The 23,621-nt window shown below is 45.8% G+C and carries 26 protein-coding genes; all 26 read right to left on the bottom strand.

Annotated features, from left to right (window positions below; translation table 11 throughout):
* Window positions 1-91 precede the first annotated feature (91 nt).
* Window positions 92-1,231: a 1-deoxy-D-xylulose-5-phosphate reductoisomerase gene (locus tag ACFQ3W_RS13085; RefSeq protein WP_379319669.1), complete on the bottom strand. Its 1,140-nt coding sequence runs from the start codon at window positions 1,229-1,231 to the stop codon at window positions 92-94.
* A gap of 57 nt (window positions 1,232-1,288) precedes the next feature.
* Window positions 1,289-2,089 carry a phosphatidate cytidylyltransferase gene (locus ACFQ3W_RS13080; protein ID WP_379319668.1) on the bottom strand — a complete coding sequence of 267 codons (801 nt, stop codon included), beginning with the start codon at window positions 2,087-2,089 and terminating at the stop codon, window positions 1,289-1,291.
* Window positions 2,090-2,110: 21 nt separating this feature from the next.
* Complete coding sequence (locus tag ACFQ3W_RS13075) at window positions 2,111-2,878, bottom strand: isoprenyl transferase (RefSeq protein WP_379319667.1); 768 nt, start codon at window positions 2,876-2,878, stop codon at window positions 2,111-2,113.
* A gap of 72 nt (window positions 2,879-2,950) precedes the next feature.
* Complete coding sequence (frr, locus tag ACFQ3W_RS13070) at window positions 2,951-3,505, bottom strand: ribosome recycling factor (RefSeq protein WP_379319666.1); 555 nt, start codon at window positions 3,503-3,505, stop codon at window positions 2,951-2,953.
* Window positions 3,506-4,234 carry a UMP kinase gene (pyrH, locus tag ACFQ3W_RS13065; protein WP_379319665.1) on the bottom strand — a complete coding sequence of 243 codons (729 nt, stop codon included), beginning with the start codon at window positions 4,232-4,234 and terminating at the stop codon, window positions 3,506-3,508.
* 101 nt (window positions 4,235-4,335) lie between these two features.
* On the bottom strand, window positions 4,336-4,986 hold the full coding sequence (gene tsf / locus ACFQ3W_RS13060; protein WP_379319664.1) for a translation elongation factor Ts: 651 nt from the start codon (window positions 4,984-4,986) through the stop codon (window positions 4,336-4,338).
* A 157-nt stretch (window positions 4,987-5,143) separates the two neighbouring features.
* Complete coding sequence (gene rpsB / locus ACFQ3W_RS13055) at window positions 5,144-5,842, bottom strand: 30S ribosomal protein S2 (protein WP_379319663.1); 699 nt, start codon at window positions 5,840-5,842, stop codon at window positions 5,144-5,146.
* Between the two features lie 244 nt (window positions 5,843-6,086).
* Complete coding sequence (locus tag ACFQ3W_RS13050; protein WP_379319662.1) at window positions 6,087-6,692, bottom strand: hypothetical protein; 606 nt, start codon at window positions 6,690-6,692, stop codon at window positions 6,087-6,089.
* Complete coding sequence (locus ACFQ3W_RS13045) at window positions 6,689-7,306, bottom strand: hypothetical protein (RefSeq protein WP_379319661.1); 618 nt, start codon at window positions 7,304-7,306, stop codon at window positions 6,689-6,691. Before ACFQ3W_RS13045 ends, ACFQ3W_RS13050 begins: the two co-directional genes overlap by 4 nt.
* Before the next feature lie 103 nt (window positions 7,307-7,409).
* The gene (locus ACFQ3W_RS13040) at window positions 7,410-7,733 is read right to left on the bottom strand and encodes a hypothetical protein (RefSeq protein WP_379319660.1); all 324 of its coding nucleotides are present in this window, start codon (window positions 7,731-7,733) and stop codon (window positions 7,410-7,412) included.
* Between the two features lie 68 nt (window positions 7,734-7,801).
* Window positions 7,802-9,211 (bottom strand): DUF342 domain-containing protein, encoded by a 1,410-nt coding sequence (locus ACFQ3W_RS13035; RefSeq protein ID WP_379319659.1) that lies wholly within the window; start codon window positions 9,209-9,211, stop codon window positions 7,802-7,804.
* 48 nt (window positions 9,212-9,259) lie between these two features.
* Window positions 9,260-10,048: a FliA/WhiG family RNA polymerase sigma factor gene (locus ACFQ3W_RS13030; RefSeq protein WP_379319658.1), complete on the bottom strand. Its 789-nt coding sequence runs from the start codon at window positions 10,046-10,048 to the stop codon at window positions 9,260-9,262.
* Between the two features lie 15 nt (window positions 10,049-10,063).
* Window positions 10,064-10,486 carry a hypothetical protein gene (locus ACFQ3W_RS13025; protein WP_379319657.1) on the bottom strand — a complete coding sequence of 141 codons (423 nt, stop codon included), beginning with the start codon at window positions 10,484-10,486 and terminating at the stop codon, window positions 10,064-10,066.
* A gap of 2 nt (window positions 10,487-10,488) precedes the next feature.
* Window positions 10,489-10,986, bottom strand: coding sequence for a chemotaxis protein CheD (locus ACFQ3W_RS13020; protein ID WP_379319656.1), 498 nt, complete (start codon window positions 10,984-10,986; stop codon window positions 10,489-10,491).
* Window positions 10,979-11,572 (bottom strand): chemotaxis protein CheC, encoded by a 594-nt coding sequence (locus tag ACFQ3W_RS13015; protein ID WP_379319761.1) that lies wholly within the window; start codon window positions 11,570-11,572, stop codon window positions 10,979-10,981. The genes ACFQ3W_RS13020 and ACFQ3W_RS13015 overlap by 8 nt, the downstream gene beginning before the upstream one ends.
* Window positions 11,573-11,608: 36 nt before the next feature.
* Window positions 11,609-12,070 (bottom strand): chemotaxis protein CheW, encoded by a 462-nt coding sequence (locus ACFQ3W_RS13010; protein ID WP_379319655.1) that lies wholly within the window; start codon window positions 12,068-12,070, stop codon window positions 11,609-11,611.
* Window positions 12,071-12,141: 71 nt separating this feature from the next.
* Window positions 12,142-14,256: a chemotaxis protein CheW gene (locus ACFQ3W_RS13005; RefSeq protein WP_379319654.1), complete on the bottom strand. Its 2,115-nt coding sequence runs from the start codon at window positions 14,254-14,256 to the stop codon at window positions 12,142-12,144.
* A 28-nt stretch (window positions 14,257-14,284) separates the two neighbouring features.
* Window positions 14,285-15,733: a protein-glutamate methylesterase/protein-glutamine glutaminase gene (locus tag ACFQ3W_RS13000; protein WP_379319653.1), complete on the bottom strand. Its 1,449-nt coding sequence runs from the start codon at window positions 15,731-15,733 to the stop codon at window positions 14,285-14,287.
* Window positions 15,734-15,764: 31 nt separating this feature from the next.
* Entirely contained in the window at window positions 15,765-16,652 is an 888-nt protein-coding gene (locus ACFQ3W_RS12995; RefSeq protein ID WP_379319652.1) for a MinD/ParA family protein, read from the bottom strand.
* Window positions 16,649-18,049, bottom strand: coding sequence for a flagellar biosynthesis protein FlhF (gene flhF / locus ACFQ3W_RS12990; protein ID WP_379319651.1), 1,401 nt, complete (start codon window positions 18,047-18,049; stop codon window positions 16,649-16,651). The genes ACFQ3W_RS12995 and flhF overlap by 4 nt, the downstream gene beginning before the upstream one ends.
* The gene (flhA, locus tag ACFQ3W_RS12985) at window positions 18,046-20,082 is read right to left on the bottom strand and encodes a flagellar biosynthesis protein FlhA (RefSeq protein WP_379319650.1); all 2,037 of its coding nucleotides are present in this window, start codon (window positions 20,080-20,082) and stop codon (window positions 18,046-18,048) included. Before flhA ends, flhF begins: the two co-directional genes overlap by 4 nt.
* A gap of 25 nt (window positions 20,083-20,107) precedes the next feature.
* Window positions 20,108-21,196, bottom strand: coding sequence for a flagellar biosynthesis protein FlhB (gene flhB, locus ACFQ3W_RS12980; RefSeq protein ID WP_379319649.1), 1,089 nt, complete (start codon window positions 21,194-21,196; stop codon window positions 20,108-20,110).
* Window positions 21,197-21,211: 15 nt separating this feature from the next.
* Window positions 21,212-22,000: a flagellar biosynthetic protein FliR gene (gene fliR, locus ACFQ3W_RS12975; RefSeq protein WP_379319648.1), complete on the bottom strand. Its 789-nt coding sequence runs from the start codon at window positions 21,998-22,000 to the stop codon at window positions 21,212-21,214.
* A gap of 12 nt (window positions 22,001-22,012) precedes the next feature.
* On the bottom strand, window positions 22,013-22,282 hold the full coding sequence (gene fliQ / locus ACFQ3W_RS12970; protein WP_379319647.1) for a flagellar biosynthesis protein FliQ: 270 nt from the start codon (window positions 22,280-22,282) through the stop codon (window positions 22,013-22,015).
* Window positions 22,283-22,326: 44 nt separating this feature from the next.
* Window positions 22,327-23,088, bottom strand: a complete 762-nt coding sequence (gene fliP, locus ACFQ3W_RS12965) for a flagellar type III secretion system pore protein FliP (protein ID WP_379319646.1) — start codon at window positions 23,086-23,088, stop codon at window positions 22,327-22,329.
* Complete coding sequence (locus ACFQ3W_RS12960) at window positions 23,085-23,615, bottom strand: flagellar biosynthetic protein FliO (protein ID WP_379319645.1); 531 nt, start codon at window positions 23,613-23,615, stop codon at window positions 23,085-23,087. Before ACFQ3W_RS12960 ends, fliP begins: the two co-directional genes overlap by 4 nt.
* Between the last annotated feature and the right edge of the window lie 6 nt (window positions 23,616-23,621).

The following is a 23,621-nucleotide window of genomic DNA, read 5'->3' as shown; positions in this document are numbered from 1 at the left end:
GCCACGGATCGTCCAATGTCCCTCTAGATTATCATTATTCTCCGACCAGGCACAAGAGAATACCGGAAGCAAGGTGATTGATAGAAATTAATTATAATGTTTCGGCCACTTCTCTGGCCCAGCGGTCGGCCTGCCGGATTCCCTCCAGATCAGGCTCGGACTGGACGTCATGTTTGGACAGAACCGTCTCGATGATCGTCTCAATCTGTAAAAATGGAATGCTTCCATTCAGAAAACGAGCGACGGCAACTTCGTTAGCGGCATTATACACGCTTGTCGCCGTACCTCCTATTTTACCACATTCATAGGCTAGTCTTAAACAAGGGAAGCGCTCAAAGTTCATTTCGCGGAAATGCAGCTTACCAACCTCTGCAAGCGACAATCGTTTCGCAGGCGAATGCCATCTATGAGGATACGAAAGCGCGTATTGGATCGGAATACGCATATCCGGCGTACCGAGCTGAGCAATGACACTTCCGTCACGATATTCAACGAAGGAGTGGATGATGCTTTCAGGATGGAGCAGCACACCGATTTGCTCAAAGGGGAGTCCGAAAAGCCAATGGGCTTCAATTACCTCCAATCCTTTGTTGACCATCGTGGCTGAATCGATCGTTATTTTTGCGCCCATCGACCAATTCGGATGCTTTAAAGCATCGGCTACAGTTACATTCTTCAGCTGCTCGCGAGTCAGGTCGCGGAAAGAACCACCCGATGCCGTCAACGTGATCTCGCGTATCTCATCGCTGTGTTCTCCGTTCAAGCATTGAAAAATAGCCGAATGCTCGCTATCTACCGGAAGCAAAGACACTCCCTTGCGTTTGGCCATTTCCGTCACGAGATGTCCGGCAGTTACAAGTGTTTCCTTGTTCGCCAGAGCGATGTTTTTCCCGGCTGATATGGCTTCGAGTGTCGCTGGCAGCCCTGCGCTCCCTACTATAGCCGTTACTACGGTGTCTGCATCAGTACCTGCGGCAACCTCAATCAGACCTTGTTCGCCGTAGTACAGTTCAACCTCGTCCGGAAGCTGTGAACGCACTCGGTCCGCCAGTTCTTTTGTGCCGACCGATGCTTTCTTCGGACGAAATTCGTTCACTTGCTGCGCAAACAACTCGATGTTTGTTCCCGCCGCGAGCCCCTCAACCAAGAACTGGTCGGGATGCTCTCTTATGACATCTAGGGTTTGAGTTCCAACGGAGCCTGTCGAACCGATCAACGCTATTTTTTTCATGTTGCACCTCGCGTGTTTTATTCCAAAAAATAATCAAAAGACGATTTTTGAACTTTCCTATACGGGCAATAGCATGAGGATATGTATAAACGGAAACACCGCAATCCAGCTATCACAGCGATCTAAAATTCCACCGTGTCCAGGCAGCAATTTTCCGGAATCCTTTATCCCATAAACGCGTTTATATGCAGATTGAATCAAGTCACCCATTTGTCCTACAACCGCTGCGGCAACCCCTAGCAATACAGCTCGTCCCACCGTAAGGAGCCCGCCAGATGACATTGCGAAAATAACGGCTACCACAACCGCCAAGAGAACGCCGCCCAAAGCACCCTCGACTGTCTTATTCGGACTAATCGCCGGCCAGAGCTTGTTTTTTCCAAATTTGCGTCCAGTAAAATATGCGCCTGCATCACTGCTCCAAATCGCCGACAGCATGAGAAAAGTCCAAAATAGGCCGTGCCCATCCGCTGTATTCCGTGTTTCAGCAATGGAGGTAAAACCGATACCAATATATACAACCCCCAGCAGCAAAAGCGCAACCTGACCTATTGGAATTTCATTCTTGGAAATGACCGTAACTGTCAAAAAAAGCAGCATGAGCAGCCATAGCGCCGGAAACGTTCCAAGCGGGATGGTTACATCCAATAGTCCCCATGGAAATGTGATGTACAGAACGCCCAAATAGCCTAGAACAGCAGTTCCCCCAAATGCCGGAAGCTTGGTCATACGGACAAATTCATAATATCCAATCAAAGCCATGATCATAATGAGTACATGATAGGTCAAACCGCCAAGCCAGCAAATCCCCAAAAATAACCCGCCAGCAATGATCCCTGTAATCAAACGCTGTTTCACAAGTCTGCACCTTCCATCCTGCTAGGATAACCCTCCGTAACGCCGAGCCCTATGCTGGTACTCCGCGACCGCTTCGATCAAATGTTCTCGGCCAAATTCAGGCCAGTACAGATCGGTAAACCACAATTCGCTGTATGCGGTCTGCCAAAGCATGAAATTGCTCAGCCGAAGCTCTCCGCCTGTACGAATTAGCAGGTCTGGTTCAGGGATTTCTCCGGAAAGTAACCGCTCTTCAATCGTATTCTCCGTAATATCGTCTATCGAAATTCGGCCCTCCTGCACTTCTTGAGCGATCATTTTCACAGTTTCGGCGATTTCACGTCGCCCTCCGTAGTTGAAAGCAAAGTTCAGAATGAGGCCTGTATTGTTTTTCGTCTTCTCTATAGCTTCTTCCAAAGCTGCAATTGTTTGGGGTGGGATCTGTTGCGTATAGCCCATCATCCGAACCTGAACATTTTTTTGAACCAGCTCATCCAATTCAATCGCCAAAAATTCCTGCGGAAGAGACATAAGGTAATCTACCTCATCCTTTGGACGTTTCCAATTCTCCGTAGAGAACGCATACAAGGTTAAAACGGAGATTCCCAAATCATCCGCAGCGATCGTCGCCCGTTTCACGGCTTTCATGCCGCTTCGGTGACCGACAGCCCTCGGCAAGCCGAGCCTGTTGGCCCAGCGCCCATTGCCATCCATAATTATGGCTACATGCTTAGGTATATTGTCTTGGGACAGCGTTGGGTTCTTGTGTTTAGACCCCTTTTTTCGCCACGATTCAAATAGCTTGATCATTGGTTCTCCTCCAGCCGGTGATGAAAAAGAGACAAAACCCCACCGTAATAGGAGGGGCCGCTTTATTGTCTCTTAAACTTCCATAATCTCTTTCTCTTTCGCAGCAAGAACCTTATCCACTTCCGCGATAAACTTATCTGTCAGTTTCTGAATATCCTCTTGGTGTCTGCGCGATTCATCTTCCGAAATATCCGTTTTTTCGAGCTTCTTGATCTCGTCATTCGCATCGCGTCGAATGTTGCGGACAGCTACCTTAGCCTCTTCGCCAAACTTCTTGGTCGTCTTAACCAATTCGACCCGACGTTCTTCCGTGAGAGCCGGAATCGTCAAGCGGATCGCCGTTCCGTCATTTGCCGGTGTCAGACCAAGATCCGATTTTTGAATGGCCCGCTCGATTTCCGATAGCGAAGATTTGTCCCATGGCTGGATCATCAACGTCCGCGAATCCGGTGTATTGATATTGGCCAATTGATTTACCGGGGTTGGTGATCCATAATAATCGACTTGAATTCGATCGAGCAATGAAGGAGTAGCTCTTCCGGCACGCAGTGTTGAAAGGTCCCTCTTCAGAGCGTGAATCGCTTTGTCCATGCGTTCTTCAGCATGTTTCTTTATCGATTGTGGCATTTAATCAACACTCCCTTTAACGATCGTCCCGATTTTTTCACCGAGAACGACGCGTTTAATGTTCCCTTGTTCTGTAATTGCAAACACGATGAGCGGGATGTTATTGTCCATGCAGAGCGATGAAGCCGTAGAGTCCATGACACCCAAATTTTTGTTGAGCACATCCATATAAGTAAGGAATTCATACTTTACAGCTGTCGGATCGACAAAAGGATCGGCAGAGTAAACACCGTCCACCTTGTTCTTGGCCATCAAAATGACCTCCGCCTCGATTTCAGCAGCACGAAGGGCAGCCGTCGTATCCGTCGAAAAGAACGGATTGCCAGTTCCAGCCGCAAAAATAACGACACGGCCTTTTTCAAGGTGACGAATGGCCCGGCGCCGGATGTAAGGTTCAGCAATTTGCTGCATAGCAATCGAAGTTTGTACCCGAGTCGGAACTTCAATCTGCTCAAGGGCATCTTGTAAAGCAAGGGAATTCATAACGGTAGCAAGCATTCCCATATAATCGGCAGTAGCGCGATCAATACCTTTGGCACTACCGGCGATTCCCCGCCATATATTGCCGCCTCCGCAAACGATAGCGACCTGAACACCTAACTCCACCACTTCTTTAACCTGCTGAGCAATGGATGAAATGGTACTCGCGTCGATACCATAGCCGTTTTGGCCGGCAAGCGACTCTCCGCTGACCTTCAAGACAATACGTTTAAACACTGGCTGTTCCAAATGTATACCTCCACTTTGAACTCTTTCGTCAGGTCATCTGGCTAAAAAAGAAGGAACACGGCGTGTTCCAACTTTCATGACATTTATGATCGGCAGTGCGATTATTTTTTAACTTGAGCCATAACCTCTTCAACGAAGTTGTCCACTTTTTTCTCCAGACCTTCACCCAGTTCATAACGAACAAAGCGACGGATGGAAATGTTTTCACCGATCGTGCTGATTTTCTCGTTAAGCAGTTGAGAAATCGTTTTATCTGGATCTTTAACGAAAGCTTGTTCCAGCAAGCAGAACTCTTCGTAGTATTTACCGATACGGCCTTCAACCATTTTTTCAACGATTTTTTCAGGTTTACCTTCATTCAAAGCTTGAGCTTTCAAAATTTCCTTCTCATGCTCAACTTCGGCTTGTGGAACTTCTTCACGGCGAACATAGCGAGGGCTCATCGCAGCGATGTGCATAGCGATGTCGCGAGCGAAATCTTTAAATTGATCTGTTTTAGCTACGAAGTCAGTTTCGCAGTTGATTTCCACCAAAACGCCGATACGGCCCCCTGCGTGGATGTAAGATTCAACAACACCTTCAGTAGCAATACGTCCAGCTTTGTTAGCGGCTGCAGCCAGACCTTTTTCACGAAGCAGTTCAACTGCTTTCGTCATATCGCCATTTGCTTCCTCAAGCGCTTTTTTGCAGTCCAGCATACCTGCGCCTGTTTTTTCACGTAGTTCTTTGACCGATTTTGCATCAACAGCCATGTTCAAATTCCCTCCATATCGATTATATACAACTGATACAGCTTTGTGATCAAAAGCCGATTTTTAAACTTCCTCTTTAAAAAAAGGGTAGTGAGAGGTTTGACACCTACCAACCACCCTTTTCATTTAATTTCGCTATTATGTGCAAAGAAAGCAATTAAGCGTTAGTTTGTTCGCCTTGGTTAGCTTCGATTACAGCATCCGCCATTTTACCAGTAAGTAGTTTAACCGCGCGAATCGCGTCGTCGTTACCTGGGATGACGTAGTCGATTTCGTCCGGATCGCAGTTTGTATCAACGATACCTACGATTGGGATACCCAATTTGCGAGCTTCCGCTACAGCAATGCGTTCTTTGCGTGGGTCGATAACGAACAGAGCGCTTGGCAAGCCCTTCATGTTCTTAATACCGCCCAAGAATTTCTCAAGGCGCAGTTTTTCTTTGCGCAGAATGATAACTTCTTTCTTAGGCAGAACAGAAAAAGTACCGTCCTCTTCCCAAGTTTCAAGCTGTTTCAAACGATCGATCCGTTTTTGAATCGTTTGGAAGTTTGTCAGCGTACCGCCGAGCCAACGTTGGTTAATGTAATATTGACCAGCACGTTCAGCTTCTTCCTTAACCGAATCTTGAGCTTGTTTTTTCGTGCCTACGAACAGAATAGTTCCATTCTCTTCAGCAACGCTTTTTACGAAGTTGTAAGCTTCTTCGACTTTTTTGACCGTTTTTTGCAGGTCAATAATATAAATACCGTTTCTTTCTGTGAAGATATAACGATCCATTTTCGGGTTCCAACGACGAGTTTGGTGACCGAAGTGAACGCCTGCTTCAAGCAGTTGTTTCATGGAGATTACTGCCATCTTCACGCACCTCCTAAGTTTGGTTTTTTTGTGATGCTTCCTCCGGAAGTTTCATCTCCCGCTAAGACTCCCTTCATTATAAGAGAGCACCCCTAGTCGGAATCAACTACCGTGCGTTATAACACCGTCAATTACTATACCATAAGTCATATGGTGATGCAACTAGAGATCAACGCAATTCAATTTACCAGTAAACGGTAAAAAAACAAAAAGCACCTTTCGGTGCCTTGTTACGTGTTTTAGGTTACTTGTTAGACCCTTTAGGTGATATTTTGGAAATAATAGAGCTGAAATCTTCACCAACCGTAAAGCTGTACGTTCCCGTTCGAACTTTAGAGTTAATCTTTTTAGATTTTGCTTTTTGTAGAAAAGCATCTTTATCCTCAATAACTCCGGATTCATAGAGACCTTCCGCTACGCCGGCAAGCGTACTGCCATACGCGATTTTGTATTCAACGGAGGCCGCCTTAGGTTTCTCGGGAGCAGCCGGGGTTGACGCACCGGAAGGCTCCGCTTTCGCTGCCGGCTTGCTGTCCTTAGAGCTTGGTTGAGTCGGCTTTACGGGTGTCGCCGGTTTCTTGGGATCACTCGGAGCAGAAGGATTTTGAGCTTCCTTAGACTCCAAATTCCCTTTATTATCCTTTTCTTTGGCTTGCCACTCTTCTTTGGTCAGCAGCTCCTGATCCGTCTCCACTACTTTAAGGCCAATACGAGTAGCCGCCTTTTGAACTTCCTCTTTTGTATACAAGCCTCCGGCTGTTCTCTGTCCAATCATCATAAGCTGCAGCAGCAATGCGCCAATAATCAGCCCAAAACCAAGTCCGAGCATGAAATGACGGTTTTTGATCATCGGGACTCCTCCCTCTTGGCCAGCTGCAATATAAGCTGTACTTCGCCGCGCTGGATGCCGATGGTTTTTGCAATCATGTCTATGGACTTTCCTTTAGCATACAAGTCAAAAAGCTCCGGATATCTGTCCCGAACCAGTTCAGTAGCCGGCCCAACAGCCTCAGGAACATCACCTTCCTCTGCTAACGCTTTATCATCTTGTGTAGCCTCAGAGCTTGTCTCCGATAATACAGACGCAGGCTTCGATACATTCGTGGCGGGAACATTCGCCAAGGTTTTCTCCTGTATAGATGCACCGAGCGTTTCTAAGCCGGTTTGGCTTTGTTTCGCAGCCAACTCAACTTCTCCCAAACGCTGACGAAGCTCCACGATTTGCTCCTGCTGTGCAAGCTGCTTTGATGTAAAATCTTGTTTCATTTGCGTAACTAAATCGATCAGCTCTTCATTTTCTTTCTCAACTTCCGCCATATAATGCTCCAGAGTAGCCTCTAAATCTTCTCTGGCCGTATCGTTCTTCGTTTGAGCGGCAGCTTTCCGTTCCGGAAGAAACAGAGCATAAACAAGGGCCGCTGCCCCCAGAAGGACAATATAGATCCAGGGATCTCCAAATGACAATGTAATCCTCACCTTTATGCTGTTGAATTAGAATGTAAGACTGGAGCGGCATCAATCTCTCTATTCTTCCGGAAAATGAACAGCTGTTTTGATCATTTACCCGTTATAATGAAAGATCGATGTGCCGCCCCTTATAAGGATGCTCCGCCAAATGCTCCTGCTCTTGCTCAGCCGGTTTATCCCCAGGGTGATGTTGCCCCTGTTGTTCCTGGGTGAAGGAACCATTTCCTTCCCGCCTTACGGTCGTATTATGGGCGCTCTCGTCTACACCGGCACTACGCCGGCGCTCTACTTCGCTGTCCTTTACGGTTTGCACCGATAGCAGACTTTGATCGATAAGAGGGCGATGCTGCTGATCATGCTGAACACGTCCCGCTTCGCTGGTCCGCGGGACCGCGATTTGCATTTCAACGGATTTCATATTCATGGGATCACCTCATCTTATTAAAGGACATGGCCTTTGTATGAGCTAAAATCCTCTTTTGAGTGCCGATTCTAGATGTAAGCCGACATGGAAATATCTCCTTCACTAAAATAAAAGGACATTCTTGAAATAGGCTCTTTAATGTACTTGGTGTATCGACCGATGACGATTTTAGAACCGCCATATATCATTTTCAGGACATCGACTCTCGCTTTTCCTGTGTCCTCAAGCGCTTTTTCAATTGTCAGCATGCGTTCCTTCATTAAATTTAACTCTTCAATATTAGATTTTTTAGTCATACTTAATTTTGATCTCATAGCTACCTTATCCGGTGTAAGTTTCCCCATCGAAGCCAACTGATCAAGCAGTGTCAGCGCTTTCTCAGTTTTATCCATATTGGAGATCTGCTCCTTCACTTGCTGCCTTAACTCCTGCAGCTCATTCCGAAGTTCTGGCAATACCCCTACCTCAATCGCTGTCGTCGTTGACATCGGGTTACCGATAATTCTCGCAATGACCCTTTCTCCAGCCTGAATGTTCCCCCCAACAATCAACCCTTTGGCACCATTGCATAGGACGTCTCTTCCTGCTCGTATATTTGAGTGCATAATGCTCTGTGAGACAACTACATCGTCCCCTGCCTGAACGTTTCCATCTTGAATAAACGAGCTCTTTACATCATGCCCCGCTTTCACTAAGCCTTTGTTATAGCCGATAATGCCACCAGATATTTCGATGGATCCATCCGCATAAAGCTCGGCACCCTCAACCCCGCCAACAACTCTGATATCGCCGGCCGCTGTAATTTTGAAACCCGTTAATACATTACCTCGAACGACTACTGTTCCCACAAAATCAATATTTCCTGTGCTGTAATCCACATCTCCATTGATCTCATAAACCGGGAACACATTTAACTTTCCTTTGTCTGTACGCGTTACCAATCCGTCGATCGCAGCATACATTGCCGTCTGCTCGGGGTTCAGAACAACGTTCTTGCCAAGCTTAAATCGGGCTTCCTTCCCGGATTTACAAGGGATCTGCTCTCCAGTAACTGCCGTTCCCGGACGACCTGGCACCGGAGGTACAAGTTCTGCGATAATTTGCCCTCTTCGGATGTTGTTCAGTTTAGTAACATCTTTCAAATCTACTTTACCATCATCGGTTTCAACTGGTTTGTGCCGGTTGTCATCATCCATAGGAAATGCGTATCTGATCCATCCGTCTTGTCCGTGAACGGGTTCCTGCCCCATGGCAATTGGTGTTTTACTAAAAAAATACTCTTTCGGATTTTCTACAAACCTCCGAACAATATCTTCTTGAATCCCGAACTTCAAACCCTCGCTTTGGAGAAAATGGAGGAGGGCATCCACTGTGCAGGAAAAGTCTTCTTCCTTCTTCAAGAACTGCAAATACGCTACAGTTTTATCATCGTCTATCGTAACACTCAAAGTTTGTCTTAAATCTTCCATAAGCTCCACGAAGTCGTTCCTCCTTTCATTCATTCGTCAGAAAAAGGTCAAAACCGGTTAATCCTCACACATAAGCAAATCTCGCTGTTTTTCGAGACTACCACGCAACCGTAAAATCGCCTTAGAATGAAGTTGAGAAATCCGTGATGGAGATAGGGACATTACCTCTGCGATTTCGCTTAATGATAAGTCTTCATAATATAATAGTGAGACAACAGTACGCTCTTTTTCGGTCAATTTTTCGATTCCTTTGGCTAGCGAATCTTGTAAAAAAAACTCCTTAACCTTATAATCCGGGTTTTTCGCTTTTTCGTCAACGAGTAAAGTGAGTCTAGTTTCCGATTCCTCTTCCCGGATCGGATCCTCTAGTGAACAAAGCGTCATAACTGCGACTTCTTGAAGCATGCTTTGAAACTCTTTCTCACTGATATTAAGGTAAGTACTCATTTCTGCATCTGTAACAGAACGCAAAAATTTCTGTTCCAGATGCTGATAGCCTTCTTCGATTTTTTTAGCTTTCTCTCTCACGGAACGAGGAACCCAATCCCCTTGCCGAAGACCGTCCAGTATCGAACCTCTGACTCTCCAGGAAGCATAGGTTTCAAATTGAAGTCCTCGCTTATAATCGAATTTCTCGACCGCATCGATAAGGCCCATAACACCGTTGCTGGCCAAATCATCTTTTAAAACGTTTTTGGGAAGGCCAACCGCGAGACGTCCCGAAACGTAGTCGACAATATGCAAATACTTCTCGATAAGTTGTTTCTTGGCCTCTAAATCGCCGTGCTCTTTCCACTTCTCCCAAAGCTCGGCATAATTCAGAGTGGATGTCTTCCGCTCGTTCAATTGCCTTCACCCTCCTTATTTTTCTGTCAGGTGACGAACGACCTTAACAAGCTCTTCAGGATCTTTGTCGTCAGGTGTCTTTACTAATTTAGGTGGGCTCAACGGAGTAAACTCTTTAGCTTCCTCTGATTGTCCCGGGGGTTGTTTCAGCAGATCATTTAACTGCTCGCTCTCTTCAGGTGTCGTCAAGTCAAGATTAGCACCTTTACTTCGGTCAGACAGTGGTGACTCTTGGTCAACTTCTCCAGGATTGTTTGGTAATTCCTTTAAAAAACCTAACATCCAATTGGCAGCGAATGCGAGTGCAAACCAAACTGCAAAAGCGATAAGCCCCCGGATAAAGCTGGTCATAAACAAGTTGTTACTTGCCGATACCGCAAATGTTATAAGAAAACCGATAAAGCCCAACAACAAGTAATATCGCATTTTTCCAGCCATGGCTACAATTCCTTTATTCCTTTTTGTACACTACGAACATACAATATTCCCGTCTCGCTATCGAGTTCAATCGTCCGGCCAAAATTCCCGCCAGTATCTTCAGCTAATAAAGGAATTCCTAAATCGGACAATTTTATTTTACAAGACTCCACATTCCTCGGGCCGATCCGCATGGAATCTCCGGTCCCTGCAAACGAGAACATTTGAGAGCCGCCAGCCATCTTGGCGACAAGTCGTCTAGGAGCGGCCCCAATTGCTAACATTTGCTCATATAGTGCCGGGATGGCGGTGTCGGCATATTTAGCGATGTTTAATGCTCCCTCACGAGCAATCTCGGATGAGGGAAGCATAACATGTGCAAGACCGCCCACTTTCAATTGCGGATCAAATAGTGTTAATCCAACACAAGAGCCTAGCCCAGTTGTACGTATCAATCCCTGCTGAGTAATGACATCCAACTCGGCCATGCCAACCTTTACAACATATTGCTCATCAATCATAATCGGAAGTTACTCCTAAAGCGGCAAAGATTTTGTCGAATGAATCTGGATCCGGAATGAGGAAAAACTGACCTTCTACCTCATGGTGTCCTTCAATAAATGTCGTATCAATCAGCAGGGCGGAATCCCCCATTTCACCAAATTGCAGGAGCCCGTAACTTAGAATTGCTCCCGCCATGTCCATAGCAAGTGCTGGCACGGTTGGTGTCATTGAAAGAGATGTAAAATCTGCCAGCGAGGACAAGTAAGACCCCGCCAAAATATTACCGATTTCCGAAAGCGCGGACCATTCCATTTCTGAATAGCCTTCATCGCTTTCTACACTCAAGCCCGCGAGGCGGTGGAGCAGCTTCTTAGCAGCCTCTGGGCTTAATATGAAGAACAAATTTCCCGGAGCATCTCCTTCTACCCGAAAAAAGATAGCGAGCACGATGTTTTCGGCTCCACCCACGCGATCTGCCACCGCTTCAAACGGCAGCATTTGAACCTTGGGAACAGCCATATCAATTGGCTTATCCAGCAGCTTCGACAGTGCCGTGGCGGCATTTCCGGCTCCAATATTGCCTACTTCCTTTAAAATATCCATCTTGAAATCCGGCAAATCTTTAAATAGATCCACGGTTTACCCCTCTAAGCTTTCCAATTGTATAATTTCTTTACGGTTAAGCACTTCGGATAAATTGAGCATCACGAGTAAACGTTCATCGGAGATTCGGGCAACGCCTTGCAAGTATCTAGCCTTGATACCTCCCACAACATCCGGCGGCGTATCGATCAGATCTGAGTTAAGGTCGATAACGTCGTTTGCTGAATCAACAATAAAGCCTACTTCCATCTCATTCGCTGTCACAATAATGATACGCGTTTGATCGGTAAACTCGGCTTCCGGCAATCCAAAGCGACCGCGAAGATCGATAACTGGAATAACGACACCGCGAAGATTAATTACCCCTTTGACAAAGGAGAACGTCTTGGGAACTCTAGTAATCGGCATCATTCTCTCGATCGTCTGTACTTTATCTACTTCAATGCCATACTCCTCGTGGCCCAACTTAAAAACGATGACTTTCAATTCCTCTCCCATGTAAAAATCCCTCCTTATTGATTCCGGTGTTAGGCAAATGCCTAACTTAACCGAGTGCATACCTGGAACCTCTATTTAATGAATGCATTTGGATCGATTATTAAAGCAACTTGTCCATCGCCCAAAATAGTTGCCCCGGCAACACCTTGTATTGACGGAAGATATTTGCCAAGGTTCTTAATGACGATTTCGCTTTGACCTATGAAGTCCTCGACGGTAATTGCAGCCAAGCGGTCACCTTTGCGAATCACGACGATTTCCGTTTCTTCTTCATCATCTTCAGCATAGCTAGGAATGTCGAACAGCTGAGCAAGAGACATCAGCGGAATATGCGAATCGCGATATGGAATCATCGTATATCCATGAACCTCACGAATCTGCGTCCGCTTAATAAGTCCGGTTTCGACGATCGAAGACAACGGAATCGCGTATTTCTCGGCTCCAACCTTAACCATCATCGCTGCAATAATGGACAATGTCAGCGGAAGCTGAACCGAGAACTTAGTGCCCGAACCGAGTTTGGAGTCTACTGCCACGACCCCGCTGAGCGACTCAATTTTAGATCTTACTACGTCCAAGCCAACGCCTCGACCCGAAATATCAGAGATCACTTCTGCAGTACTAAATCCCGGTGCAAACAGAAGCATATAAACCTGTTCATCGGTCATCGTAGCCGCTTGGCTCTCTGTAACGACTCCGTTTTTGAGCGCCTTAGCCAATACCTTGTGACGATCTATACCGTGGCCATCATCCTCGATTTCGATAAACACATGGTTCCCGCTTTGGAACGCCTTAAGAGTGACTGTCCCTGTTTCCGGCTTACCTGCCGCAATCCGCTCACTTGTAGATTCAACCCCATGGTCAACGGCGTTGCGAAGTAAGTGAACAAGCGGATCGCCAATTTCATCAATAACGGTTCGGTCCAGCTCGGTCTCAGCCCCAATGATGACCAAATCGATTTTTTTATCGAGTGATTTGGCCAAGTCGCGAACCATCCGAGGGAATCGGTTAAAGACGGTATCGATTTGCACCATCCGCAGCTTCAGCACAATATTTTGCAAATCGCTTCCAACGCGGCTCATATGTTCTACTGTTTCCGTTAAATCGGTACGTTTCACCTCGGCTGCCAGCTGTTCCAATCGAGATCGGTCGATGAGCAGCTCACTGAGGAGGTTCATCAGTACATCGAGCCGGTCAATATCGACGCGAATCGTTCTGGATGGTGCCGGTGCACCGGCACGTCCATGCTTATGATCGGCACCTTGATGATCCTTCTTATCGGATGAGCCGTGGTCATCCTCTTTCGCTTCCCTGGTAGGAGTTGAAGCAGCAGATGGTGCCGGGGCTTCAGGAGCAACTGCAGCGGCAGTTTCTTTAGCTCCGGAAGTAAGCTGCTGAAGTGTTTCATGATCTAGTGCAGCAACTTGGGCGGAATCAATTTCGGAAAGGTTAAGGATCATGCTTTGGATTTCGGCAGCCTCTTTTTGAGTTATGTAATAAAGAGAGAAACTGCGATCAAACTTTTCTTGCTCGATGTCTTGAACGGTCGGGTACGATTTCACAATCTCTCCATAACGCTCTAACAGGTCGAATACAAGATACGCCCGCGCTGCCTTTAACTGGCAATCCTCGCGAACCGCAACTTCAATATACAGAACCTTATGTCCTTCGGAGATAGATTGATCCAGTACAGAATATTGATACTGATCTAGCTGTATCGCTGTTGTACCGGAACCAGTCGTTTCGGAAGACGTGTTCGCCGCAGCAGTCCCGCTTGAAGTATTCGCGCTACCGCCTTGATTGAAATCGCCACGAACAATGGACTGCAGTGCGGCAACGATCTCGCTGACGTCCTCTTTTCCGTCTCCTCCTTCAGTAATGTCTTGAACCATCGACTGAAGTGCATCTAAGCTTTTGAATAAGGTATCGAAAATGAACTCCTGCATTTTCAACTTCTCATTCCGCACCAGATCAAGTACATTTTCCATCTGGTGTGTGAGCGATGACAAATCCTCGAAGCCCATCGTCGCTGCCATACCCTTCAAGGTGTGCGCAGATCTGAAAATGACCTGTACGATGCTGAGGTCATCGGGGTTATTTTCAAGCTCCAGCATTTTTTCGTTTAATGATTGCAAATGATCGTTCGACTCATCGATAAACATGGATAAATATTGATTCATGTCCATGGTGAGGCACCTCCTTCAAGAGATTCCGTTATTTCACAACCTGTACAAGCTTAGGGCCAATCTCATGTAACGGTAAAACATAGCTGACACACTTCAGTTCAATTGCCGATCGCGGCATTCCAAACACTACGCAAGTCTCCTCGCTCTCGGCAAAGGTAGAAGTCACGCCTGCTTCGTATAACCGCTTCATGACCTTCGCCCCGTCGCTGCCCATCCCTGTCAGGAGAACAATATGCCGCTTAAGAGCTTGAAGTGGAAGCAAAGATTCATACATCACATCGACCGACGGCCTATGTCCGTTGCAGGGCTCCTGCTTCGTGAGATGTGTTCGGTAGGCTCCAGCCACCCCCGGAACTACGTTTAGATGAAACCCACCCGGAGCGATATAGGCCGTACCGCTAACCAGCTCCATCCCTTCCTCCGCTTCAATGACGGTCAGGTCGGTCAAACTGTTTAGACGCTGCGCCAAAGATTTGGTGAAGTTTGGCGGCATGTGTTGAACAATCACGATCGGAGCTGGAAAATCGGCCGGTATTTTCTCCAAGACCGCTTTTAACGCTTTAGGTCCTCCGGTTGATGTTCCGATGGCTACGATATCGGTAAAGCCCGTTTTAGAACTCTTTACAGGCCGTTCCCGCGCCGCCTCAGTCCCGCTTAATGTCCCAAGAAAAGACGGTTCAGCCTGCACAGTCCCTCGCGACGGGTTCGGATTTGGAGTTAAGGAAAGGACCCCTGAGACTTTTAGTTCGGAATCCCCTATCGGCTGATTCCGCTCCGGCGTCATGGACTGACGCCGCCCCATCTCCCCGAAGCCTTTGCCAGGGGCTGCCTTGGCTTTATCCAAGACCTGCCTTATGTCTAAAGAAGGCAGGCTCGTCTTCGTTGGGCGCTTAGGCTGGGCACCTTGCGCCTTCGCTGGGGGAAGCGGCTGCGATGCTGCCGCTTCCAAAGGAGCTGCAGGCGGCGCAATCTGCGCCTGCGGCTTCGCTTCCTCGGCTGCCGCCTTGTGGGCAACCGTTGGCAGCTCCGGCGCTACTACCTGCCGTAGCGCCTCTGCACGAGCATCCCGGCGCTGCTTCGTCAGCATCGCTGCCTTGATCTGCTCACGCAGCTCGCGACCAACCTCGTCAATATCATGCGAGCTGGTCGTTGCCGAAGGCTTACGAATAAAATCGAAAGCCCCCAGCTCAAGGGCCATGATGGTCTCCCTCACCCCCTGTTCATTAATACCTGAAAGCATGATGACCGGGAGAGGGTGTTTCTTCATAATCTCTTTTAAAGCATCCAGTCCGTTCATCTCCGGCATTTCGACATCCATCGTGACGAGGTCTGGAGAAAGCGCGGCGATTTGCTCAATCGCCTCACGCCCGTTTCTCGCTGTACCCTCAACCTTGAAAGCCGGTTCTTGCTCAATTAAATCTGTTATGATTTTTCGCATAAACGCGGAATCATCTACTACCATAATTCGATAAGGCATTCGTCGTTCCACCCCTGTCCTTCATGCAGAATCATTTTGCTAGTTTTAGCCACCTGTGCATAAATCCCTTGATTCCTGATAAAGTATCTCTTGGCTTTACCTGTGGAACATCCAAATATGTCATGGCCAACCGCTGAATATCTTGCGCAGCCATGCAACCAGGAAAAGCTATAGAAAATGGAACCTGCTTTTTAACCGCTTGTACTACATGTGTATCATCACTCAAGTAACCTAGAGTTGGTATTGTCATATCTAGAAACTTATTGGCAACCAGCGCGATTTTATCGGCAACATGCCTAGCTTCCTGTTCACCGGTTACACGGTTGATGACGAGCCGGAACGAAACCATTTCATCCAAGCCATGTACCACTTTGATTAGCGCATACGCATCGGTAATTGATGTAGGTTCAGGCGTTGTGACCACCAAGCACTCATCAGCAGCAGTGATAAACTTGAGCGTCTCTTTAGATAAGCCTGCACCGGTATCAAAAATGATGAAGTCCATCTCTTCGGAGATTTTTTCAATCTGCGATGTAAAATAATTCAAATCAGCTTCCGATAAGGAAAATAAATCTGCTAAACCGGAACCTCCAGCAATGAACGGTAGCCCGTGAGTTCCTAGCTCGATTATTTCCGAAATACTCTTTTCCCCTTTTAGCAAATGATACAGGCTGTATTGTGGTCTGACTCCCATCAGAACATCAATGTTTGCCATACCGATATCAGCATCGAACAGCAATACTTTTCTGCCAAGCGATTTTAGAGCCAATGCAAAATTTAGCGTAAAGTTTGATTTTCCAACTCCACCTTTACCACTACTTACGGTCAATATACGGGCAGAGCCTTTTTTGAAATACGGTTCCGTAGAACTATCGCGAGAAGAAACAAGTTGTCGAAGTACTTGGGCTTGATCCGTCATGGATTGCGATCTCCCAAGAGAATGTCGACCAATAACTCCCGTTCTGCCTGAAGCAGATCATCTGGGACATTTTGACCATTTGTGATATATGAAACTTTCAGTGGGTAATCATTTAATAAGTTATAGATAGGTCCAACACTTTCTGTTTCATCTAGCTTAGTGAAAATAACTTTGTCTAGGCCGTATTTACTGAAATGTTCGGTAATTTTTCTCATATCATGTGATTTAGAAGTTAGACTAAGCACAAGATACATCTCACTCACATCTGAAGGTGTAAGAAGACTATGCAACTCTGCCACGAAAAGTTCGTTCAAATAATTTCGGCCTGCTGTATCCATTAGAATCAAATTGCAATGTTCAAGACGCTGCATCGCTCGTTGCACATCTCCCGGAGATTGAACCACCTCGATCGGAACATTCAAGATGGATGCATAGGTACGTAGTTGCTCTATCGCTGAAATCCGATATGTGTCAGCTGTAATGAAACCTACTTTCTTGTGGAGCCGAAAAATTTGATCCGCTGCTAGTTTGGCAATCGTAGTCGTTTTACCGACTCCGGTAGGTCCGGCAATATAAACGATACGTGTATTTTCACCAATTCCTTCTCCGATCCGATCATCAAGGAAAGAGGCAGCCCTGCGCTGGATTTTTGCAATTATTTCCCCATCACTAAGTGTTTTTCCTGAATCCAGCCATTCTTCGTAGATTTCATTGATCCATGTTTCGGCCAGTTCCACTGAAAGTTCCTGATCCATAAGTCGATTCTGTATCGTTAGTAATGCTTCAGGGAGTTCATCACGTCCGTTTTTCACCTGATTTTTTGCTAATTGACTGATCCAAGACTTCATCTGTCTAATTTCTTCAAGCAACCGTTCTTCCCGTGGATCTGGTTCGACATTTAATGAAGCTTGGCGAAGAGGTGCTTTCTCCTCCACCTTTTTTTCTCTAGCAGGCGAAGCTACTGAAGATGAAGCCTCTATCGCTTCCAAAATCCGTGGCACCAGCCTTGGTTCGCTCTGCGGAAGCTGAGGCCCCTCATCAAAGGCGATTTCAGGTTTTTCCTTTAAACCTACGGCTGCAGACGTGAGTGCTACCGTTGGAGTAGCCATAGAAGCTGCCAATTGTGAAGATTTGCGATAAGCTTCCGGTACCGTTTGACGAGCCACAGGCGCCGTCGGTGCCTGCGGGGTTGGTCTAGCAACAGATTTAGCCTTAGGCGTCGGCGCTTCACTCTCTGTAGCAGCAATCACCTCGATTTTTTTCTTTTGAAACATCCCAAGGAAACCGCCAACTTTCATTTGTTTTGTGCTTAAGATGACGGCATCCGCTCCGAGCTCATTTCGGATTTTTAGCATGGCGTCAGGCATTGTGTCGACGATATATCTTTTCACTCTCATAAGTTGACCACCCCGACACTTTGAATTTCTACATTAGGTTCTAGCTCACTATAGGACAATACCGGTATATCCTGCATACTCCGTTCAATGACCTGACGTAAATACATCCGAATCGTTGGAGAAGTCAGTAATACTGGCTGCTGTCCCATCTGAACCAAACGATTAACCTGTTCCGAAAGCTTTTGGAATACCGATTGCGTTGAAGCCGGATCTAGTGCCAAGTAACTTCCTTGTTCTGTCTGCTGAACGCTCTCAGCAATTTTCTTCTCTAGCGTTGGTCCCACGGTAATGACTCGCATCGTTTCCCCTGGCTGGGTATACTGCTGTGTGATTTGCCGCGAAAGCGCCTGTCTAACATATTCCGTAAGCACATCAGGGTCCTTGGTGTACGTTCCATAATCCGCAAGTGTTTCGAAAATGGTTACCATGTCACGGATGGATATCTTCTCACGCAGCAATTTAGCCAACACTTTCTGAACATCGCCAATTGATAGGACCGAAGGAATAAGTTCATCTACAAGCACTGCGTAATTTTCCTTAAGGTTGTCAACCAGAGCTTTTGTTTCCTGACGGCCCAATAGCTCATGCGCATGTTTCTTGATCATTTCTGTTAAATGTGTTGCAACTACGGATGGTGGGTCTACAACGGTATACCCAGATAATTCAGCCCGATCTTTCGTCATTTCATCAATCCAAAGTGCCGGAAGTCCAAAAGCCGGTTCTTGGGTCTCAATTCCTGTTATCGAGTCGTCATCCATCCCTGGACTCATCGCTAAATAGTGATTAAGTAATAATTCACCGCCACCTACGACATTTCCTTTTATTTTTATGACATATTCATTAGGTTTTAGTTGAATATTGTCGCGAATGCGGATAACCGGAACGACAAGCCCCATTTCAAGCGCACATTGGCGCCGAATCATTATGATTCGATCTAGCAAATCTCCCCCTTGTGAAGTATCAGCTAATGGAATCAACCCATAACCGAATTCAAATTCAATGGGGTCAACCTGGAGCAAGTTGATGACACTCTCGGGACTTCGGACCTCCTCAATTTGCTGTTCTTCTTCGTGCTGCTCTTGCTCGATTTGCTTAAGGTCGATATTTTTCTGCATTCTTCTTGCGGCAAATATCATTAAACCTGCAAACGGAAATGTAGTCCATATTCCAATCGGAGTAAACAATCCTAACAATGCGATAGTTGCGGCCACGATATAGATTAACTTCGGATAAGTAAATAATTGCCCCGTAATATCGTCGGCCAGATTTCCTTCCGAAGAGGCTCTTGTTACGATCAACCCGGCTGCAGTCGATATGAGCAGTGCCGGAATCTGGCTAACTAAGCCGTCCCCGATAGTAAGGATCGAGTATGTGGACAAAGCATCTTGGAATCCCATTCCATGAATGGACATCCCGATGATAAATCCGCCGATGAGATTAATAAGTAAGATAATGATACTTGCAATAGCGTCGCCTTTTACAAACTTACTGGCACCATCCATAGCACCATAGAAGTCAGCCTCACGTTCGATTTTTGTACGTCGTTCACGAGCCTGTTGTTCATTGATCAGACCAGCATTCAGGTCGGCATCGATACTCATTTGCTTCCCTGGCATCGCATCGAGTGTAAAGCGTGCGGCTACTTCAGCTACCCGTTCAGAACCTTTCGTAATAACAATAAACTGAACCACTACGAGAATCAGGAAGACGACAAAACCGACAACAGGCTGCCCTTGGGATACCCACGAACCAAACGTGGCAACAACGTCACCAGCTTTGGCCTGTCCCAGAATCAGTTTTGTAGTGGATACATTAAGCGCCAACCGAAATAACGTTGTTATGAGAAGCATTGCTGGAAAAATGGAGAATTGCAAAGCTTCTTTCGTATTCATCGCTACCAACAAAATCATCAAGGCTAATGATATGTTGGTGATTAGAAGAATGTCCAGCAGCAATGTCGGGATCGGTACAATCATTAACAGGACGATTCCGATAATACCAACAAGGATGAACAATTCTTTAAATTTTTTCATTGGTGTTCTCCCTCCGATCCCTGCACTATTTCATTTTGCCCTTGATTCTATATACATAAGCCAGCACTTCGGCAACTGCTTGGAACAAATCAGCTGGGATTATATCTCCGATCTCTGTTCGCTTAAACAGTGCTCGTGCCAGTGGTCTGTTTTCCATCGTAATGACACCGTGCTCCTTAGCAATCTCTTTAATACGAAGTGCCATATAATCCTGGCCCTTAGCTACCACCTGAGGAGCATCCATTTTCGAACCGTCATACTTCAAAGCGACAGCAAAATGAGTCGGGTTGGTGATGATAACATCGGCTTTAGGTACTTCCTGCATCATACGCTGCATGGCCATCCGCCGCTGTCGCTCCCGAATTTTACCTTTAATCATCGGGTCGCCTTCCATTTTCTTGTACTCATCCTTGATGTCCTGTTTAGACATTCTTAAACTTTTTTCATGCTCATACTTTTGATAAATATAATCGAGAGCAGCAAGTACAAACAAAGCAGCCGATATTTTCAAGCCTAAGTTCATCGCCACCTGAGCAACAAAATGAAAAGTATCCTCTACAGATATGTTGCCTAGCGATGATATGCTGCCTCGGATTCCCCAAATTGTTGAATAAACAATATAGCCAATGATGGTTAATTTAAATAAGGTTTTAGCAAATTCTACTAGGGAACGCATAGAAAATATATTTTTAAAACCTTTGATCGGATCCAGCTTACTCAGTTTCATCTTCAGAGGCTCACCCGTAAGCATAAATCCAACCTGCGCATAGTTAGCAATAACTGCCATAACCATCACAACAAGAAACATTGGAGCAAGAAGCAAAAGGATCTGGATCGCATAATCCCCTAACATCGTCATTACGCTTTCTTTCGTCACATTCATCGTCAGGCGATTATAAAAAACATCCGTAAACAAGGCCACAAGACGTTCCTTGATGTATCCTCCGAAAGCCGTCAGACAAAGGAATCCAGATAGAAGGACGAGGGCTCCTGATAAATCCTGGCTTTTGGCCACCTGCCCCTTTTTACGGGCATCTTGTCGCTTCTTCGGCGTGGCCTTTTCCGTCTTCTCGCCGGCGAATAATTGCAAATCAAGCGAGTACCGAAACGCCATTGATGACCCCCCATCCTACTTTGGCCTTTGGCCGATTGTACTCAGTAAATCGTGTAACGAATTAAACAATACCTGAAATAAGGACTGAAAAGCGTAAACAAAGGTCGGTACTAAAATTAGCAAAACTAATAGGCCAACAATGATTTTAACTGGAATCCCTATTACAAAAATATTAAACTGTGGAGCAGTGCGGGCTAGAAAGCCCAGCGCGAGGTCCGTCACAAACAAAGCAACAATGATCGGCGCCGCCATTTGAAAAGCTAAAAGAAATGATTGACTGAACGTTCTTATCAGAAATCCCGACAAGTCCCCTCCGTAAATCTTTTCAAACAGTTTGTTCGATAATGGAATCCAATTGAAGCTTCTGATAATCGCATCCAGTAAATAATGATGGCCATTAATGCTGAGAAACACTAGCGTGGCTACAATATACTTTAGATTTCCAAGTACTGGAGCGGACGCCCCTGTCATTGGATCGATCACATTAGCAATTCCAAACCCAACCTGGATATCTATGAAGGAGCCAGCCATTTGGATTACAGCAAATATCAGAAAGGCGACATATCCCATTAAAAGGCCAATCAAAACTTCTCTTAGCATAAATAAGATATAGTTAAGGTCGGATGGAACCGACTGATTGTACCCAATAATGAGTAGAACTAAAAAAGAAACGATCCCCGATAGTCCAATTTTGAATGTAGTTGGTAGTGTTCGAGAAGAAAAGATAGGTGCAACTACAAAAAAGGACGATATTCGACAAAAAATAAGTACAAAAACAGAAAATCCCTGCAAAAAAATCTCCATAATCGCTTCAGCCTAACCGATATAATTAGATAGGTTGTTTAGAATACCATAGGTAAAGTCAACCATCGTTGTTAATATCCAAGGGCCGAACAAAAGCAAGGCGATCATAACAGCTACGATTTTAGGCACAAACGCAAGTGTTTGCTCCTGAATTTGTGTCGTAGCCTGAAATATGCTGACTATTAAACCGACCACTAGGGCGATCACCAGCATCGGTGCGCTGATCTTCAAAACAGTGTAAACGGCTTGTCCGGCCAACCCGATTATGAATTCTGAACTCATGAACCGAGTCCCCCTCCCTGAATGTGAAAAGCATCGGACCTTCTCTAAGTGTTAAAGCTCACTAACAAAGATTTGACGACTAAATACCAGCCATCAACAAGTACAAACAGCAAGACCTTAAATGGTAGTGATATCATGACCGGAGGAAGCATCATCATCCCCATAGCCATTAGTACACTAGAAACGACTATATCGATGATCAGAAAAGGAATAAAGATCATAAATCCCATTTGGAATGCCGTTTTAAGCTCACTAATTGCAAATGCCGGAACTAAGACTGAAATCGGAATATCCGCATAGCTCTTTGGTTTTTCCAGTTTGGTGTAACCCATAAAGAGCTGAAGGTCCTTTGTTCGCGTATGTGAGTACATGAATTTCTTCATGGGTACCGCAGCCTTGTTTATAGCTTCCGACTGGGTGATCTCCCCTTTAATGTAAGGCTGTAATGCATCATGATTAATGGTGGTGATCGTTGGACTCATTACGAACAGCGTAAGAAACAATGCCAAACCGATAAGAACCTGATTAGGCGGCATTTGCTGTGTACCTAAAGAACTGCGAACAAATCCCAGAACAACAACAATTCTGGTAAAGCTCGTCATCAAAACGAGAATCGCCGGTGCGATGCTAAGTACCGTAATAAGCAAAATAATTGATAACGAACTAGTTCCTGATTGCCCACCCGAATTCCCGATCTGTATCCCGATATTAGGAATTGGATCTACCGGTTCAGCAGAAGCAATAGAGACAGCAAATAGGCTTAAAAGTGCATACATCAAACTGACGAAAATGACTTTTTTCTTCATGAATCCCTCGACCGATCTGTAGATTGTTCTTCTGCATTCTGCAGCAATTCTTCCATTTGCCGTTTACGGTTTGGCATCTTTTTCAGTTGTGACTGAAAGACTTCGTGAAAAGCTGTTCCTTCTAATTCTTCTTCCTGGGGTTGTTCCTTTTTAAAACGAGAGATTAAGCCGGACATGACGGAAGCAAATCCGGCAAATTCAGTCCTCTCTTCCTCAAAAGCCTGCACCATTAAGGCAACCTCAGCCGAATCGGATATTTTATCTACCAGGGAAATATCTTCTCCAACACCTATAAGGTAGATACTGCCACCGATCTCAACCACTTGCAGTGATTTATTCGGTCCTAGACCGATGGCGCCCAATGTACGGATCGATTGACTTTGGGTTAATAATCGGTTTCTTTTCCCAAGAAAACGAATCAATACGACAATTAAAACAAGTATGAGGCCAAGAACGACTATGACCGTCACCAAGTTACCCCATAAGTTAACATCCCCATTGTATGGGGGTTGCCCACTTGAGTTCATAAACCA

The organism is Paenibacillus puldeungensis (assembly GCF_042678945.1).
GTDB classification, from domain to species: domain Bacteria; phylum Bacillota; class Bacilli; order Paenibacillales; family Paenibacillaceae; genus Fontibacillus; species Fontibacillus puldeungensis.
The sequence above is the reverse complement of the archived record's forward strand: the minus strand, read 5'-3'. Positions and strand labels throughout refer to the sequence as shown.